13 protein-coding genes and 1 riboswitch are annotated in these 16,658 nt (G+C 65.6%); of the genes, 5 read left to right on the top strand and 8 right to left on the bottom strand.

Features of this window, described 5'->3' with window-relative positions; genetic code table 11:
• Positions 1–51: 51 nt before the first annotated feature.
• The 5 genes from Y882_RS14780 to Y882_RS14760 all read right to left on the bottom strand — a co-directional run bounded on the left by Y882_RS14780 (position 52) and on the right by Y882_RS14760 (position 5,095).
• Entirely contained in the window at positions 52–966 is a 915-nt protein-coding gene (locus tag Y882_RS14780) for a CPBP family intramembrane glutamic endopeptidase (protein ID WP_046972714.1), read from the bottom strand.
• Between the two features lie 69 nt (positions 967–1,035).
• On the bottom strand, positions 1,036–2,637 hold the full coding sequence (locus tag Y882_RS14775) for a peptide chain release factor 3 (RefSeq protein WP_046972713.1): 1,602 nt from the start codon (positions 2,635–2,637) through the stop codon (positions 1,036–1,038).
• 119 nt (positions 2,638–2,756) lie between these two features.
• Entirely contained in the window at positions 2,757–3,926 is a 1,170-nt protein-coding gene (locus Y882_RS14770; protein WP_046972712.1) for a fatty acid desaturase family protein, read from the bottom strand.
• Positions 3,927–3,998: 72 nt separating this feature from the next.
• Positions 3,999–4,661, bottom strand: coding sequence for a M24 family metallopeptidase (locus tag Y882_RS14765; protein WP_046972711.1), 663 nt, complete (start codon positions 4,659–4,661; stop codon positions 3,999–4,001).
• A gap of 77 nt (positions 4,662–4,738) precedes the next feature.
• A complete protein-coding gene (locus Y882_RS14760; RefSeq protein WP_046972710.1) occupies positions 4,739–5,095 on the bottom strand; it encodes a DUF1304 domain-containing protein in 357 nt (118 codons plus the stop codon).
• 211 nt (positions 5,096–5,306) lie between these two features.
• On the opposite strand from Y882_RS14760, the gene Y882_RS14755 reads away from it, so the two are divergent.
• The 4 genes from Y882_RS14755 (at position 5,307) to Y882_RS14740 (ending at position 9,789) form a co-directional block, all read left to right on the top strand.
• Positions 5,307–6,098: a hypothetical protein gene (locus Y882_RS14755; RefSeq protein WP_046972709.1), complete on the top strand. Its 792-nt coding sequence runs from the start codon at positions 5,307–5,309 to the stop codon at positions 6,096–6,098.
• 156 nt (positions 6,099–6,254) lie between these two features.
• Positions 6,255–6,370: riboswitch (SAM riboswitch) on the top strand.
• 84 nt (positions 6,371–6,454) lie between these two features.
• Positions 6,455–7,483 (top strand): homoserine O-succinyltransferase MetX, encoded by a 1,029-nt coding sequence (metX, locus tag Y882_RS14750; protein WP_046972708.1) that lies wholly within the window; start codon positions 6,455–6,457, stop codon positions 7,481–7,483.
• A 36-nt stretch (positions 7,484–7,519) separates the two neighbouring features.
• Complete coding sequence (gene metB / locus Y882_RS14745; protein WP_046972707.1) at positions 7,520–8,710, top strand: cystathionine gamma-synthase; 1,191 nt, start codon at positions 7,520–7,522, stop codon at positions 8,708–8,710.
• Positions 8,707–9,789 carry a homoserine dehydrogenase family protein gene (locus tag Y882_RS14740; RefSeq protein WP_046972706.1) on the top strand — a complete coding sequence of 361 codons (1,083 nt, stop codon included), beginning with the start codon at positions 8,707–8,709 and terminating at the stop codon, positions 9,787–9,789. The genes metB and Y882_RS14740 overlap by 4 nt, the downstream gene beginning before the upstream one ends.
• Before the next feature lie 156 nt (positions 9,790–9,945).
• On the opposite strand, the gene Y882_RS14735 is transcribed toward Y882_RS14740, so the two are convergent.
• Positions 9,946–11,553, bottom strand: coding sequence for an APC family permease (locus Y882_RS14735; RefSeq protein ID WP_046972705.1), 1,608 nt, complete (start codon positions 11,551–11,553; stop codon positions 9,946–9,948).
• Between the two features lie 275 nt (positions 11,554–11,828).
• On the opposite strand from Y882_RS14735, the gene Y882_RS14730 reads away from it, so the two are divergent.
• Entirely contained in the window at positions 11,829–12,830 is a 1,002-nt protein-coding gene (locus tag Y882_RS14730) for a tetratricopeptide repeat protein (protein ID WP_046972704.1), read from the top strand.
• A gap of 93 nt (positions 12,831–12,923) precedes the next feature.
• On the opposite strand, the gene Y882_RS14725 is transcribed toward Y882_RS14730, so the two are convergent.
• Positions 12,924–14,306: an L-serine ammonia-lyase gene (locus tag Y882_RS14725; RefSeq protein WP_046972703.1), complete on the bottom strand. Its 1,383-nt coding sequence runs from the start codon at positions 14,304–14,306 to the stop codon at positions 12,924–12,926.
• 160 nt (positions 14,307–14,466) lie between these two features.
• Positions 14,467–16,635: a TonB-dependent siderophore receptor gene (locus Y882_RS14720; RefSeq protein WP_046972702.1), complete on the bottom strand. Its 2,169-nt coding sequence runs from the start codon at positions 16,633–16,635 to the stop codon at positions 14,467–14,469.
• Positions 16,636–16,658: the final 23 nt, after the last annotated feature.

Genomic DNA, 16,658 nt, shown 5'->3' with positions numbered 1-16,658 from the left:
GGGGCGGTTCCCTTCAGGGTATCCGCAGATTTGTGAAGACGATAGCTGGCCTCAGACCGTGCTGGAGGCGCGACGCCAGGACGGCGGCACGATGCTGCCGCGACGCACGGCCACGATCAGCAGCAGGGCCGAGCAGGACGAACATACGATCAGCGCCACCACCGAAGCCTCGGCACCGAACACGCCGCCGCTCAGCCAGTCCGGGCCCGTGCAGTTGGACACCAGCCAGCCGTGCGCGGCCGTGCCCGAAACAGGAATGCCGTAGACCGTGCCCTGCATCACATTCCATGCCGCATGCAGACCGATGCACGGCCACAGCGAACGCGTCACGTGATAGAGCAGGGCCAGCAGGATGCCGGCCTCGATCGCGATGGCGAGTGAGCTCCACAGCGTGGCGCCCGGATTGAAGATATGCGCCGCGCCGAAGAACAGTGCGGAGATGGCCAGTGCCCACCAGGTGCCGAGGCCTTCTTCCAGCGTGCGGAAGAGGATGCCGCGGGTAAGGATTTCTTCGAACACGCCGGCGCCAATGCCGGTCAGCAGCACAGCCGGTAGCCAATTCACTTCGGGATTCGTACCGGTGACGTGATAGCTGCCGGCGAGCCACAGCACGAACACAACCAGGCTTATCAGCAAGGCGCCTGCCAGGAGTCCGGCGAGGCCGAGTGTGAACATGTCGCGCAGCGCAAGTTCCCGCAGGGGGCGTCGTTCGATGGCTTTCACCAGCACGGCATACGCCACCAGCGATGAAATCAACTCCATCGCCAGGATGCCGATGGCGCGCGACAGCGGCGACACGCCCGGACCGACCAGGCCGATGGCCGCAACGCTCACGGAGACGAGCTTGAACAGCACAAAGCACAATGCGCCGAAAAAGAAGATGCGGCCCATCGGCGAGAACACCATCCAACGTTGCCACGGCGTGGCGGTGGCGGGCGTGGTGAAGGCGACCTGTCCTGCTGGCATGGATTGATTCCCCTGAGAATGCAGGGGAGGTTAGCAGGCCCCGGCGGTTACCGGGGCCGCTTGACTGGCTTACAGATCCAGCGAGGTCGCATGCTCGCGCGTCGCCGAGAAACGCACGCCGGGCGAGCGCTCCTGCGCCAGCTGCAGGTTCACCCGCGAGGGTGCGAGATAGACCAGTTCGCCGGCCGCATCGATGGCCAGGTTGTTGGCGTTCTTCTCGCGGAACTCCTCCAGCTTCTTGGCGTCGTCGCAGTGGATCCAGCGCGCGGTGGCCACGGTGACCTGCTCGAAGCTGGCGTCTACGCCGTATTCGTCCTTCAGGCGATAGGCCACCACGTCGAACTGCAGCACGCCGACCGCGCCCAGGATCAGGTCGTTGCTCATCAACGGGCGGAAGAACTGCGTGGCGCCTTCTTCGGACAGCTGCGCCAGGCCCTTCTGCAGCGCCTTCATCTTCAGCGGATCGCGCAGGCGTGCGCGGCGGAACAATTCCGGCGCGAAGTTGGGAATGCCGGTGAAGCTGACCATCTCGCCTTCGGTGAAGGTATCGCCGATGCCGATGGTGCCGTGGTTGTGCAGGCCGATCACATCGCCGGGATAGGCGTTCTCGACGATCTCGCGATCGCTGGCCATGAAGGTCAGCGCATTGGCGATGCGCACGTCCTTGCCGGTGCGCGTCTGCATCATCTTCATGCCGGCGTTATAGGTGCCCGAGCACACGCGCATGAAGGCGATGCGGTCGCGGTGCGCGGGATCCATATTGGCCTGGATCTTGAAGACGAAACCGGTGAGGGCTGCTTCTTCCGGCTTCACCTCGCGCGACAGCGTGGCGCGCGAACGCGGCGAGGGCGCGTGCTCGACGAAGAAATCCAGCAGCAGCTGCACGCCGAAGTTGTTCACCGCCGAACCGAAGAACACCGGCGTGAGCTTGCCGGCGAGGTACTGCTCGATGTCGAACGGATGCGAAGCGCCCTGCACCAGCTCCAGCTCGTCGCGCAGCTCCGCCAGCGCCTCGGCGCCGATCATGGCTTCGAGACCTGGTGCATCCAGACCCTTGAAGATGGTCGAGTCCTGGCGCGTGAAGTTCTTGCCCTGCTCGAACACGTGCACTTCGTCGAGCAGCAAGTGGTACACGCCCTTCAGGCGCTTGCCCATGCCGATCGGCCAGGTCAGCGGCGCGCAGGCGATGCCGAGCACCGATTCCACTTCGTCCAGCAGTTCGATCGGCGAGCGGCCTTCGCGGTCGAGCTTGTTGATGAAGGTCATGATCGGCGTGTCGCGCAGGCGGCACACCTCCATCAGCTTGATGGTGCGTTCTTCTACGCCCTTGGCGCAGTCGATCACCATCAGCGCCGAGTCGACCGCGGTGAGCACGCGGTAGGTGTCTTCGGAGAAGTCCGCGTGGCCAGGGGTGTCGAGCAGGTTGACGATGCGGCCCTCGTACGGGAACTGCATCACCGAGGAGGTCACCGAGATGCCGCGCTCCTTTTCCAGCGCCATCCAGTCGGAGGTGGCGTGGCGGGCGGCCTTGCGGCCCTTCACCGAGCCGGCCATCTGGATCGCACCGCCGAACAGCAGCAGCTTTTCGGTCAGCGTGGTCTTGCCCGCGTCAGGATGGCTGACGATGGCGAAGGTGCGGCGGCGGCGGGTTTCGGTCAGGTGGGCAGACATGGAGGCGGATCGGCAGGAAGGCTAGCCGCCAATGATAGCGTGGAACGGCCGGCCAGCCGGGCTTGGGGCCTCGCCGGCCCAGCTGCGGCTGGCTGCGGCGAGCCAGGCCGCCATCTCGTTCAGTTTTGCGGGAGCGGTTCCAGCACCACGGGAGCTGCGAGCGCATCCGGCTGGCCCATGCGCTTCAGCCAGCGGTAGTGCGAGGCCAGGCCCGCGCCAAACGAGGCATTGGCGTGATAAGGCACGCCGTATTCGCGGCAGGTCGCTTCGACCACCTTGGCGATGGCCGGGTAGTGCACGTGGCAGATGCGCGGAAACAGGTGGTGCTCGACCTGGAAATTCAGGCCGCCGACCAGCCAGGTGACGAGCCGGTTGTCGCGCGAGAAATTCGCCGTGGTTTGCAGCTGATGGATCGCCCACGGCGTGTTCATGTGCCCCGGTTCGCTGGGCTCGGGAAACGCGGCCTCTTCCACCGCATGCGCGAGCTGGAACACCAGGGCCAGCTGCAGCCCCGCCACCACGGCGACCAGGCCGTAGCAAAGCAACACGGCGCTCACCGAATGGAAGATCAGCGGCAGGCCCAGGGCAAGCGTGAAGAACACCAGCTTGCCGATGACGAAGACCGCCAGATCCTTGCCCTTGGGTCGCGGAAACCGGCGCTTGCCGATCGTGCCCATGATCACGTCGCGAAAATCGTCATGCAGATGCCAGCTCACCACCGTCAGGCCGTACAACACCCACAGATAGATGTGCTGCCAGCGATGATGCCAATAGTGCTTCTGCTGCGGCGCGAAGCGCGCCAGCGCACCGAGGTTGATGTCGCTGTCGTAGCCGTCGATGTTGGTATTCGTGTGATGAAAATGCGCGTGCTTCCAGTGCCACACATACGAGCTGCCACCGACCAGGTCCAGCGTCATGGCCATCCACTTGTTGACGCGCCGATGCTCGGAAAAGGCTTGATGGCCGGCGTCGTGCATGATGTTGAAGCCGATCTGCGCCGTTGCCACGCCCAGCGCGATGCTGAACAGCACGCCCTGCCACCAGGTGGCCGCGACAAACACCAGCAGCACATACGAGGCCACGAAGCTCGCCAGGATCAGCGCCGTCTTCAGGTAGATATGCGCGCCATCGCGCTGCTTTTGCCCGGTCTGCTTGAAATGGGCTTCGACCCGCCTGCGCAGTTCACGCTGGAACGTGTTGTCGCCGTTGAACTTGAGCCGATCCGTGGAGGCAGCCGCATGCGGCGTTCGAACGGCTTCAGCCGTTCGATCAGATGAAACAGGGGACATGCAGGGCACTCGGGCGGGGCGGGGAGTGAGTGCATGCTAGTGGATGCACCGTAACGGTTTGTTCGGCGACCCTCAGTCGCGGGTCAGCAGGTCCTCGTAGAACGCGCCGTAGGCTTCGGTCGGGTGCGCGATCTGGATCTCCAGGATCCACAGCCCGCTGGAGGGTTGTTCATCGTATTCGCCCAGATCGCCCGCCTTGTGCACCGAATGCGGGAAGTCGCTGACGCGATGACCCTTGATCTCGTGGTTGAGACGCCAACCCATGGCCTGGGCCTGCTGCTCGGCAAACGCATACAGCGCTTCGCCGCTGAGACCCTGGCTGCGCCATGCATCTGCGGTGACGCGGAACAGCTCGCGTGCTGCATCCGCGCAGGCCTGCAATTCCGGCGCGTCGCCCACCACGAAGGTGTCGCCGACATCGCCTTCATGGCCTGCGAAGACCAGGCCCAGATCGATGAAGTAGATGTCGTTCTCGCCCAGGCGCACTGGCTCGGAGCGTTCGCGGTAGGTCTTGGTGGTATTGCGGCCGATGCGGATGATCACCGGATGCCACAGCCGCTCCATGCCCAGGGCGCGGAACACGTCGGCAGCCTCGGCCTTCGCTTCATCCTCGGAAATGCCCGGGCGCATGCGCTCGCGGATGCCGTGCAGCGCCGCCCAGGTGCGTTCGCGGGCATGCAGCATCTGCTGCGGGTCGAAGCGGTCGCCGACCGCTTCCTGAGGCACAAGAGTCATGTCGAGCCGGTGCTGGCGGGGAAGGGGAAAAGGATGGCACAGAGCCGTGCCCGATGCAGGCTACCCGCCTGCCCCGCTCAGGCCAGCAGCACCAGCACGATGCCGATCAGTGCCGGCAAGGCCTGGATCCACAGCACCTTGCGGCTGGCGGTGAGGCCGCCATAGATGCCGGCCACCAGCACGCAGCCCAGGAAGAACAGCGTAACCGCCCGGCCGGCGTCGCCCAGCCACAGGCCCCAGCCCAGGCCGGCCGCCAGAAAACCGTTGTACAGGCCCTGGTTCGCCGCCAGCACCTTGGACTGCTCGGCAAACTCTTTGCTCAGGCCGAAGGCGCGGCGACCGGCGGGGCGGGTCCACAGGAACATCTCCAGCACCAGGAACCACACGTGGAGCAGGGCGACGAGGGCAACAACGAGATGGGCGAGGAGTGACATCGGGATCCGCGGGCAAGGAGGCGTGGCGCGCAGTGTTGCAGCCCGCGTGGAGGCCCGCAAACCGGTTACAGCTAACCCTTCCGGCCAGTGGCTGTGGTGCCGGCCCCGGCGTAGGTTGATGGGGCTGGGTCTTGGCGCCCGAACGACAAGGACGTGGCACCTGGGGGTTAGGGCATGGCCTGGCCATTCCATACTCCGGGGAGTCACCTCCATGAACAAGTCAGTATCGCTGGGCCTGTGCCTGCTTCTGCTGTTTCCCCTTGCCGCGATGGCCGATGGGCCGTTCGACGGCACCTGGAAGGTCGACATGAGCAAGGTGCAGATGCCCAAGAAGCCCGATGTCTTCGTGCTCAAGGACGGCATGTACGACTGCAAGACCTGCGTGCCGCCGGTGAGCATCAAGGCGGACGGACAGGATCATGCGATCAGCGGTCATCCGTACATGGATGCGATGGCCATCCAGGTGGTCGATCCGCACACCATCAAGGAAACCGACAAAAAGGGCGGCAAGGTGGTCGCCACCCAGACCATCACCGTGGCGGCCGATGGCAAGACCGCGCATTTCGAGTTCAGCGACAGCAGCAACAGCAGCGGTGCGCCAGTCACCGGCAACGGTGAGCTGAAGCAGGTGGCGGCCGGCCCGGCCGGATCGCACGCGGTGTCGGGCTCATGGGTCACCGCCAGCATCGCCAACATGTCGGAGAACGCCACCGAAATCACCTTCAAGGAAGAGGGCGGCATGCTCAACATGAGCGCGCCGACCGGCCAGTCCTATCAGGCGAAACTGGATGGCACCGAAGCGCCCTACAAAGGCGATCCGGGCATCAACAGCGTGACCGTGAAAAAGACCGGCAAGATGTCCATGGTGGAAACCGACAAGCGTGACGGCAAGGTCGTGACGGTGATGACTTCGACCGTATCGGCCGATGGAAAAACGATGGACGTCCATATGGACGACAAGCTGCACGACCGCAGCATGCACTTCGTGGCCGTCAAACAGTAATGGTGGCCTTTGCGCCCGGGCCTGCGGCTGGCCCGGGCGCATCCCACGGTGGTTGCAGCTGTAACCGTCGTTTTTTGCCACGAAAGGTCGATGGCTAGATGCATAGACGTTTAGACGTCTATTGACATGGGCGATCAGGCTCGTTAGATTCCCCTTTACTCATCGAGACCGGCGGAGGGACAGGCCCTTTGAAGCCGGGGCAACCTGCGGAATTTTCCGCGACGGTGCCAATTCCTGCGGCAGCGCCTAGGGCGCAAGCCGCGAGATGAGGGCAATCAAGCACCACCGCGCCCCGGCCGGTCGTGCCTTGCTCTCCTCTCCGGTCCGCAGGTCGATGCCGACCGGAGAAGAGCCCCATGTCCAGCCAGCCGCAAGCCATACCGTCCGTCGCCACCGCTCCCGCCGCGGTCATTGGCGGCATGCGGCCGGACCTGACCACCCAGCGCTGCAGCCGCCGCCTCGTCATCACGCCCAAGTACGGCAGCGCGCCGTGCGAGCTGGAAGTGAGCTACCTGTGGTGCGGCGCGCCCGACGCGCCCACGGTGATCGTGCAGGGTGGCATCTCGGCCACGCGTGACGTGGTGGCGCTGGACAGCGAAACCCCGCCGGGCTGGTGGCAGTCCCAGGTCGGCGCCGGCCAGCCGCTGGATCTGGACCGCTACCGCGTGCTCTCCATCGACTGGGTCACCCCGGCCGATCTCGATGGCGCACAGGCCGTGTCCAGCGAGGACCAGGCCGATGTGCTCGCCGCCCTGGTGGAGTCGCTCGGCATTGGCCGCGTGCATGCCTTCATCGGTTCGTCCTACGGCGCCATGGTGGCCCTGGCCTTTGCCGCGCGTCACCCTTACGCCCTGGGTCGGCTGGTGCTGCTGGCCGGCGCGCACCGCCCGCATCCGCTGGCCACGGCGCAGCGCTCGGTCCAGCGCGGCATCGTGCGGCTGGGGCTGGCCAGCGGTCAGTCCGACGAGGCCTTGTCGCTGGCGCGCCAGCTGGCCATGACCACCTATCGCGGCAGCGAGGAATTCGCCCGGCGCTTCAACGCCGCACCGGAATTTCGCGATGGCCGCTTTCATTTCCCGGTCGAGGACTATCTCGAACACGCCGGTCGCCGCTTCGTCGAGCGATTCGACGTCGAGCGCTTCCTGGCCCTGTCCGAGTCCATCGACTTGCATGACGTGACGCCTGAGCAAGTGGCCGCGCCCGCGACCCTGATCGGCTTCCCGTCCGACCGCCTGGTGCCGCTGGCCGACCTGTGCGAGCTGCAGCGCCGCCTGCATGGCCCGGCCACGCTTGAAGTGGTCGAGTCGCCCTACGGCCACGACGCCTTCCTCAAGGAAACCGACCGCCTCGCGCCGCTGCTGCGCGACGCGCTGGCCGGCTGTTGATCCGAACTTAGAACGCATCACGCACGGAGATTCACCATGAGCGACACCCCCAGCCTGTTCACCCGCGCCGTGCGCGCCGGCATCGAATCGGACACCCAGCACGGCGCCGTGGTGCCGCCGCTGCATCTGTCGACCAACTACGCGTTCGAAGGCTTCGGCAAGAAGCGCGCTTACGACTATTCGCGCAGCGGCAATCCCACCCGCGATCTGTTGGCCGAGGCCCTGGCCGAACTGGAGCAGGGCGTGGGCGCGGTGGTGACGGCCAGTGGCATGGCGGCGGTGGCGCTGGCGCTGGAGCTGGTGCCTGCCGGTTCCCTGGTGCTCGCTGCGCACGACTGCTACGGCGGTACCTGGCGACTGCTGGATGCCTGGGCGAAGAAGGGGCGTTTCCAGGTCCGTTTCGTCGATCTCACCAACGCGCACTCGCTGGCCGAAGGTCTGGCCGCGAAGCCGTCGTTGGTGTGGGTGGAAACGCCATCGAACCCGCTGTTGCGCATCACCGATATCCGCCACGTGGCGCAGGCCGCGCATGCCGTGGGCGCGCTGGTGGTGGTCGACAACACCTTCCTCTCGCCGGCCCTGCAGCAACCGCTGACCCTGGGCGCTGACGTGGTGGTGCATTCCACCACCAAGTACATCAATGGCCATAGCGATGTGGTGGGCGGCGCCGTGGTGGCGCGCGACGCGGCCATTGCCGAGCAGCTGAAGTGGTGGGGCAACTGCAACGGCCTTACCGGTGCGCCGTTCGACAGCTTTCTCACCCTGCGCGGCCTGCGCACCTTGAACGTGCGTCTGCGCCAGCACCAGGAAAACGCCGTGCGCATCGCCGAACGTCTGGACGGCCATGCGGCCGTACGCAAGACCTATTACCCGGGCCTGCCCGGCCATGTCGGCCATGCGCTCGCCGCACGCCAGCAGCAGGGTTTCGGCGCCATGCTCAGCTTTGAGCTGGAGGGCGGCGAGGAACAGGTCGCCGCGTTCGTCGAGGGTCTGCACTACTACTCGCTGGCCGAGTCGCTCGGCGGCGTGGAAAGCCTGGTGGCGCATCCCGCGTCGATGACGCATGCCTCGATGGCACCGGAAGCGCGCCGCGCCGCCGGCATCGCCGATACGTTGCTGCGGCTGTCGGTCGGCATCGAAGATGGCGACGACCTGCTGCGCGATCTGGATGCTGCCTTGTTGCGCGCCGAGGCGGTGAGCCACGCCAAACGCCGGGTGATTGCATGAGTGCGGTGCTGATCGAGCCGGTCCAGGCATCGAGAGCGCAGGCAGCGCCGGCGATTGCCGCGGTGCTGCTCGGCACCGGCGTGGTCGGTGGCGCCTTTCTGAAGCTGCTCAACACGCCGGCGGCAGCATCGATCCGGCTGGTGGGCGCGGCCAATTCGCGGCGTCAGCAGACCCAGGGGGAACAACTGGCTGATCGCGCCCTGCGCGAGAAGCTCAAGACCCATGGCGATGTGCGCAACGACGCGCTGCTGCTCGAAGCGCTGGAGAGCCATGGCGCGACGGTCAAGGTGATCATCGACGCCACCGCCTGCGGCACGCTCGCATCCCGCCATGCCGAGTGGCTGGCGCGCGGCTATCACGTGGTGACGGCGAACAAGTCGCTGGCCGGCGGCGATCTGCCGGGATGGCGCGCGCTGCAGGCCGCGCTCGCACAGGGCGGTCGCTATGGCGATTCGGCGACGGTCGGTGCGGGCCTGCCGGTGATCTCGACCTTGCGCCGCCTGCGTCATTGCGGCGATGCCTTGCTCACGCTGGAAGGCGTGTTCTCCGGCTCGCTGTCGTATCTGTTCAACCAGTACGACGGCAGCCAGCCGTTCTCCGCACTGCTGCGTCGTGCGCGTGAACTGGGCTATACCGAGCCCGATCCGCGCAGCGATCTTTCCGGCGAGGACGTGGCGCGCAAGCTGCTGATCCTGGCGCGCTGTGCGGGCTTTGCCTTGCGTCCCGACGAAGTGGAAGTGGAAAGCCTGGTGCCGGAAAGCCTGCGGCAGCTGGACGTCGAGAGTTTTCTATCGCGCCTGGAGGAACTCGATGAACCACTGGCCACGCGCTATGCCGAAGCGAAAGCGCGCGGCGGCTCGCTGCGTTTCCTGGCGCGCCTCAATCAGCGCGGTCGTGCGCGTGTCGGTCTGGTCGAAGTGCCGGCGAATCATCCGGCCACGCGCCTGTATGGCACCGACAATCAGTTTGCGCTCAGCACCACGCGCTACAACTCGCAGCCGCTGGTGATCCAGGGGCCTGGAGCGGGGCCGGAGGTGACGGCGCAGGCGTTGTTGGGGGATGTGTTGGCCTTGGCCTGAGGGCTCGTGAGTCGCGCACAGGGTGCGCTCCCACAGGTCACTCGAAACTTTGTGGGAGCGCACCCTGTGCGCGACAAGCCTCTCGGGAAACTGCGACCCACAAAAGAAAAACGCGCGGTGATGAGCCGCGCGTTTTTCATGACATACCTCTGCCGATCAATCGTGCACGTGCGGATTCGCCTCGGCCTCTTCCACCGACGGCGTGCGCCAGCCGGACTTCACGCCCCACACGTAGAACACCAGTCCAATCAGGGCGACCACGGCCAGGTCCCAGCCATAGCTGAGGTAGCCCTGGCCACCGAAGTCGGTGCTGCCCACGTGCGACACGAAAGCCAGCGTCGGCAGATAGAAGATCAGCCACCACGCGCCCTTCAGGTGGCGACCGAAGTCCTGCCACTGCTGCTTGGCCTGGTAGTACAGGTAAACCGGCAGCGCCACGACCATCAACAGGATGATCTCGCCGGTGAGCGGCCAGCGCGCCCAGTACAGCAGCTCGGTCGCCATGATGAAGGCGACGCCGGCCAGAATCGGCAGGCCGGTGATGCGCAGCGGACGGTGCAGGTTCGGCGCGGTACGGCGCAGCGTCATCGCGCTCACCGGGCCGGTGAGGTACGAGATGATCGTGGCCACCGAAATCACCGCCGCCAGCGTGCCCCATCCGCGGAACTGGAACAGGAACAGGTAGGACACGACCAGGTTGAACCACATCGCCGGACGCGGCACGCCCCACTTGGCGTGCACGTTGCCGAGGATCTTCGGCAGCGTGCCGTTGCGCTCCATGCCGTAGATCATGCGCGCGGTGGTGGCGGTATAGGTCATGCCCGTGCCGCTGGGGCTGATGAACGCATCCACGTACAGCAGCATGGCCAGCCAGTGCAGATTGACGATGATGGCCAGCTCGGCGAACGGCGAGCGGAAATCGATGCCGTGCCAGCCAGCCTTGGCCAGCATGTCCGGCGGCACCGAACCCAGGTAGGCCACCTGCAGGATGATGTAGACCACGGTGGCCAGCAGGATCGAGCCGATCACCGCGAACGGAATGCTCTTGCCCGGATTGCGCGCTTCGCCGGCCAGATTCACCGGACTCTGGAAGCCGTTGAAGCTGAAGACGATGCCGGCGGTGGCCACCGCGGTGAGCACGGCGGCGAAGTCGATGGCATGCGTGTCGCCATGCACGCCCACCGAGAAGTTCTCGCTGTGGAAGCCGCTGGCGATCAGGGCCAGGCCGGTCGCGGCCGGCACCACCAGCTTGAACACGGTGATCAGCGTGTTGGAGCGCGCGAACAGCTTCACGCTCCAGAAGTTGACCAGGAAGTAGATCAGCACCAGCACCGCGGCGATATACAGGCCCGGCAGGCTCAGTTCGCCGTGACCGTCGGGCATGTGGATGTACAGATCCTGCGCCCACTTCCACGGCCACGAGGCCATGTACTGCACCGAGGCCTCGGCTTCCACCGGGATCACCGAGACGATCGCGATCCAGTTGGCCCACGCACCGATGAAACCGACCAGCGAGCCGTGCGAATAGTGGCTGTAGCGCACCATGCCGCCGGACTCGGGGAACATCGCGCCCAGCTCCGCATAGGTCAGCGCGATGGTCATGATGATGGCGGCGCCTAGCACCCAGGCCCATACCGCGCCCGGACCGGCGAGGCCGGCCGCACGCCAGGCGCCAAACAACCAGCCGGAACCGATGATCGAGCCCAGGCCGGTAAGCATCAGGGCGAACGGGCCGACATCGCGGCGCATTGAAGATTGAGACATGCAGGTCCCCAGGGACAGTGGATCGACGGGCCGCCCCCCGGGCGACACAAGGGGCCGATGATGACAGACCGGTTGGGGAACTGTCAGCCCGCTGGGTGCCGTGCAGCGTGGCGCAGCGCAGCAGCCAGGTCATTGAATCGACGGCTGAAACGATTCGAAAACCGGTCGATCGACGCAATCCTGGAACGGATCGGAGGCAATCTCGGCATCCCGGAAATTGGCGTAGGCGGGGCGGACAGCTAGTATCGGGGCTTCCCCCTCGAGGTCGGCGAACCATGATCCGTGCGACGTGGTTGGTGGCGATGGCCGCGGCAGTTGCCGTGCTTTCCATGCCGGCGGGTGCGGCAGCGGGCGATGCGACCCGCGACGCGCTGACCAAGCGAGCCCAGGCCGGCGACACCCAGGCGCAAGTCGCGCTCGGGCGCTCCCTGCAGGACGACGGCATGGCGGCCGACAAGGCCGCCGGCACCGAGTGGTATCGCAAAGCCGCTCTGGCCGGCAGTGCGGAAGGCGCCTGGATGCTTGGCTCGGCCACCATGGCCGGGGTAGGGGTCACCCGCGATGTTCCGACCGCGATCGACTGGATGCGCAAGAGCGTCGCCATCGACCAGAACCCCGATCACATGGCCGTGCTCGCCGTGGCGCTGCTGTCCACCGGTGGCATGCCCGAAGCCCTGCAATGGGCGCAGAAAGCCGCCGACAAGGGCTCGTCCAAAGGCATGGAAGTACTGGCGATGGCGCGACTGTCGGGCGAAATGGGCCTGCCCAAGGACGTCGCGCTCGCCGAAAAACTATTGAACGCGGCGGCACAGAAGGGTGATACCGACGCCCAGCTGTCGCTGGGCCAGTTTTATGTCACCGGCCTGTTCGGCCGCCAGGACGTCGCCGCGGGTGTGCGCTGGCTGCAGTCAGCCGCCGATGCCGGCAGCGCGAAGGCGGCGGGCACGCTGGCGTATTTCCTGATCACCGGCAAGCAAAGCGTGCCCGTGGATGCTCCGCGTGGCGTGGCGTTGGCGCGCAAAGCCATGGCCAGCAACGAGATGCTTGGTCATTACGCGCTGGGCGTGGCTTACGTGACCGGCGCGGGCATCGCGGAGAATCCGGCGGAAGGCTGGTACCAGATCTCGCTGGCGCAGCGCATGGACAGCCAGCAGCAGCTCAAGAGCGCCGCCGACTACCTGGCCAAGGCGTCGGCCAAGTTGACGCCGGCACAGCTGGCGCAGTTGAAGGCGCGGGTGGATGCGGATGCGGGCGCCGCGACGGCGCCCCAAGGCTGACCAGGCGTTTCAATAGTCACCATTTTTTGCCGTCATCCCAGCCTTCGCTGGGATGACGGTGAAAAGCGAGGCGGTATCGGCGAAGCCCCAGCATCAACACTCGATAACGTTGACCGCCAAACCGCCGCGCGAAGTTTCCTTGTACTTGTCCTTCATGTCGCGACCCGTGTCGCGCATGGTGGCGATCACCTTGTCCAGCGACACGCGGTGCTTGCCGTCGCTCTTGAGCGCCATGCGGCTGGCGTTGATCGCCTTCACCGAACCCATCGCATTGCGCTCGATGCAGGGAATCTGCACCAGGCCGCCGATCGGGTCGCAGGTGAGGCCAAGGTTGTGTTCCATGCCGATTTCGGCCGCGTTTTCCACCTGCAGCACGTTGCCGCCGAGCGCAGCAGTGAGGCCACCAGCGGCCATCGAACAGGCCACGCCCACTTCGCCCTGGCAGCCCACTTCGGCGCCGGAGATCGAGGCGTTCTCCTTGTAGAGAATGCCGATCGCGCCAGCGGTAAGCAGGAAGTCGATGATGCCGTTCTCGTCCGCCTTCGGAATGAAGCGGTGGTAGTAGTGCAGCACGGCCGGCACGATGCCGGCGGCGCCGTTGGTCGGCGCGGTGACGACGCGGCCGCCAGCGGCGTTCTCTTCATTCACGGCGAGCGCGTAAAGGTTGACCCAGTCGAGGATGGTCAGCGGATCCTTCAGTGCCGCTTCCGGCTGGCTGCGCAATTCCTCGGCCATCGCCGGTGCGCGACGCTGCACCTTCAGTCCGCCCGGCAGCACGCCGGGCGAGCGCAGGCCGCGATTGACGCAATCCTGCATGGCCTTCCAGATCACCAGTAGTCCGGCGCGGGTTTCCGCCTCGCCGCGCCACACTTTTTCGTTCTCCAGCATCAACTGGGCAATCGTGAGCTGATGCTTCTCGCACAGCGCCAGCAGCTCGTCGCCGGTGGAGAACGGGTAAGGCTGTTCAGTGGTGTCGGCAACGATGCGGTCTTCGGCCGCTTCATCGTGGTTGACCACGAAGCCGCCGCCCACCGAGTAGTAATCGCGCGTGGCCAGCTCATGGCCTTCGGCGTCGTAAGCGGAGAAGCGCATGCCGTTGGTGTGGAACGGCAGCTTCTGGCGCTTGTTGAACACCAGGTCGCGCTTTTCTTCGAATTCGATCTCGTGCTTGCCCAGCACGCGCAGGCGATGGGTGGTGCGGATGCGCTGCAGCGTCTCGGGGATGTGATCGGGGTCGACCGTATCCGGATGCGCGCCTTCGAAGCCCAGCAGTACGGCCTTGTCGGTGCCATGGCCGCGGCCCGTCATCGCCAGCGAGCCATACAGCTCGGCGCGCACGCGCACGACGCGGTCGAGCACGCCTTTTTCTTCGAGCCAGCGTTCGGCGAACCGCGCAGCGGCGCGCATGGGGCCAACGGTATGCGAGGAGGACGGACCAATGCCGATCTTGAACAGGTCAAATACGCTGACAGCCATGGAGACACGCAAAGTGGGCGGGGAGAACCGCCTATTCTACGCGTGCCGCCGGGCGTGCGTTGCCGCGCCGCAGCGATGCGACGGTGCGCGAGCGTATGGACTGATTCGTCACATGACGGAAAGCAGCGTAGCGGGAGACCTCCCGCTACGCTGGACCCCCTCAGAACGCGTAGCGAACGTTGACCATGTAGCTGCGCGGCGCCGCGTAAAAGCCCTGGTCCCAGTACAGGCTCGGGATGTACTTGCGGTTGGTCACGTTGTCGAGGTTGAGCGTGGTGCTCCAGTGCTGGCCGAAGTCGTAGCCCGCCATCAGCCCAACCACCGCATACGAACCCTGTGTGGTGAAGATCTCGCTGCCGTCCAGCGCCACCGCCTGCTGGTCGCGGTAGATGCGATCCTGCCAGCGCAGCGTGCCGCCCACCTTGAAGCCGGGCAGGGCGTCGAAGCGGTAGCTGGTGGCGAGGCGGAACATGCGGCGCGGCACATAGGTGCGCACGTTGTTGCCCTGCGGATCGACCAGGCCCAGTTGCGTGTAACCGCCGCTGACCTGCCAGTTGTCGGTGAGCTGGCCGCTCACGTCGAACTCGTAGCCCTTCGAGATGGCGTCGATGCCGGTGTAGTAATCCTGGTTGGTCGCCAGGTTGTGGCCGGCATATTCGGCCAATCCATCCTGGCGCGAGCGGAACAAGGCGAAGGTGGCGTTTAGACGTCCGTCGTACAACTCGCCCTTCACGCCTACTTCCAGGTTCGCACCGGTGACCGGAGCTAGCACCTTGTTGTTGATGTCCAGCGAGGTCTGCGGATTGAACAGCTGCGCATAGCTCGCATACGCCGAGTAGTGCTGGGCGAAGTCATACACCAGGCCCACGAACGGCGTGGTCTGGGTCTTTTCAAAGTTGCTCGGCACGCCGTAGTTGGCGCCGTATTGCTCGATATGCACCAGGCTGGCGCCAGTGATCAGAGTGACCGGATCGGCCAGGCTCCAGCGGGCGGTGGCGTACATGGTCTTGCGCTTGATGTGGAAGTCGCCGTTGCCGTACGACGCATCAAACGGCGGTTCCGGATAGTCGCCCGTCCATTCGTTGAGCGGTGGCAGCGGCGTGCCGATGCCTTCGCCATAGCTCGACAGCTGATGCACGTTGTCCTCGGCCCAGTTGGCGCCGAGCACCAGCTCGTGCCTGCGGCCCAGCAGCTCGAACGGACCGGTGGCATACAGATCGGCCACGTACTGGCGTTCCTTGCTGGTATACGCGGAGGGGTAGGAATACAGCCCCAGGCCGGTCTGCGCATCGGGCGTGCCGTAGACGTAGAACAGGTTGCTGTCCTCGGCGATGCGGCGATAGTTGAGCGAGCCCTTGAGGCTCCAGTCGTTGCCCAGCTGCTGGGTGAGTTCGACGAAGGCGCGCGTATCGGCGACATTCCAGCGCGACCAATCAGCCGAGGTGCTGGTGCTGCGGTCGTAATCGGTCGGCGTGCCATCGGTGTTGTACAGGGGCAGCGCGCCCCACATGCCGCCGTGGGTCTTGTTCTTCTGGTAGGTGACGCCGGCGGTGAGCAGGGTGCTGCTGCTGAGATCGGCTTCGACGATGCCGCCCAGCACTTGCTTGCGCAGGTTGTAGCGGTCCAGGTAGCTGTCGGTGTCCTGGCCGGCGGCGATCAGGCGGCCGCGTACGCTGTGCGCATCGTTGAGCGGGCCGGACAGATCCACGTCCAGACGACGGTTGTCCCAGCTGCCGACGGTCACGCCGACGCTGCCCTGAAAATCGCCCGTCGGACGCTTGCGCACGAAGTTGATCGTGGCCGACGGATTGCCGGTGAACGACAGCAGGCCGTTCGCGCCGCGCAGCACTTCCACGCTCTGGTACAACGCCGTGTCCAGATCGCCTTCCTGCTCGCCGTTGGCAAACGGCAGGCCGACGCCGTCAACCAGGAAGTTGGTGATGTCGAAGCCGCGCGCGCTGTAATAAGTGCGATCGGTTTCCACGCGTTCGACGTTAACGCCGGTGGTGGTGTCGAGCACCGCGTTGACGTTGTTGAGCCCGAAGTCCTTCATCTGCTGCTCGGTCACCACGCTCACCGACTGCGGCGTCTCGCGCAGCGACAGCGGCAGGCGGGTGGCACCCGAGGCTGCCTTGGTCGTGTAAGAGTCGCCATCGCCGGTCACCGTGGCGGTGGCTTGTACGCCCTCCAGATTCTTGACCTTGGTGGCGTCGGACGAATCCGGCACGTCTTCTGCGTGCAAGAGGGGCGCGGACAGAGCTAGTGACAGCGCCAGAAACAGGGCGCGGTAAGGCAACTGGCGTCGCGCGGGCGAGGCGAGGGAGGGCATGGGCTGGCCTTGGGTCTTGTTGG

This window comes from Dyella japonica DSM 16301 (assembly GCF_001010355.1).
Taxonomy (GTDB): domain Bacteria; phylum Pseudomonadota; class Gammaproteobacteria; order Xanthomonadales; family Rhodanobacteraceae; genus Dyella; species Dyella japonica.
This window is presented reverse-complemented; position numbering and strand designations above follow the sequence as displayed.

Bases quoted from the DNA above. Each gene is read 5' to 3' on its own strand.
- Y882_RS14770 (WP_046972712.1), bottom strand. From the start codon at position 3,926: ATGTCCCCTGTTTCATCTGATCGAACGGCTGAAGCCGTTCGAACGCCG.
- Y882_RS14740 (WP_046972706.1), top strand. From the start codon at position 8,707: ATGAGTGCGGTGCTGATCGAGCCGGTCCAGGCATCGAGAGCGCAGGCA.
- Y882_RS14765 (WP_046972711.1), bottom strand. From the start codon at position 4,661: ATGACTCTTGTGCCTCAGGAAGCGGTCGGCGACCGCTTCGACCCGCAG.
- Y882_RS14725 (WP_046972703.1), bottom strand. From the start codon at position 14,306: ATGGCTGTCAGCGTATTTGACCTGTTCAAGATCGGCATTGGTCCGTCC.
- metB (WP_046972707.1), top strand. From the start codon at position 7,520: ATGAGCGACACCCCCAGCCTGTTCACCCGCGCCGTGCGCGCCGGCATC.
- Y882_RS14780 (WP_046972714.1), bottom strand. From the start codon at position 966: ATGCCAGCAGGACAGGTCGCCTTCACCACGCCCGCCACCGCCACGCCG.
- Y882_RS14720 (WP_046972702.1), bottom strand. From the start codon at position 16,635: ATGCCCTCCCTCGCCTCGCCCGCGCGACGCCAGTTGCCTTACCGCGCC.
- metX (WP_046972708.1), top strand. From the start codon at position 6,455: ATGTCCAGCCAGCCGCAAGCCATACCGTCCGTCGCCACCGCTCCCGCC.
- Y882_RS14755 (WP_046972709.1), top strand. From the start codon at position 5,307: ATGAACAAGTCAGTATCGCTGGGCCTGTGCCTGCTTCTGCTGTTTCCC.
- Y882_RS14760 (WP_046972710.1), bottom strand. From the start codon at position 5,095: ATGTCACTCCTCGCCCATCTCGTTGTTGCCCTCGTCGCCCTGCTCCAC.
- Y882_RS14730 (WP_046972704.1), top strand. From the start codon at position 11,829: ATGATCCGTGCGACGTGGTTGGTGGCGATGGCCGCGGCAGTTGCCGTG.
- Y882_RS14775 (WP_046972713.1), bottom strand. From the start codon at position 2,637: ATGTCTGCCCACCTGACCGAAACCCGCCGCCGCCGCACCTTCGCCATC.
- Y882_RS14735 (WP_046972705.1), bottom strand. From the start codon at position 11,553: ATGTCTCAATCTTCAATGCGCCGCGATGTCGGCCCGTTCGCCCTGATG.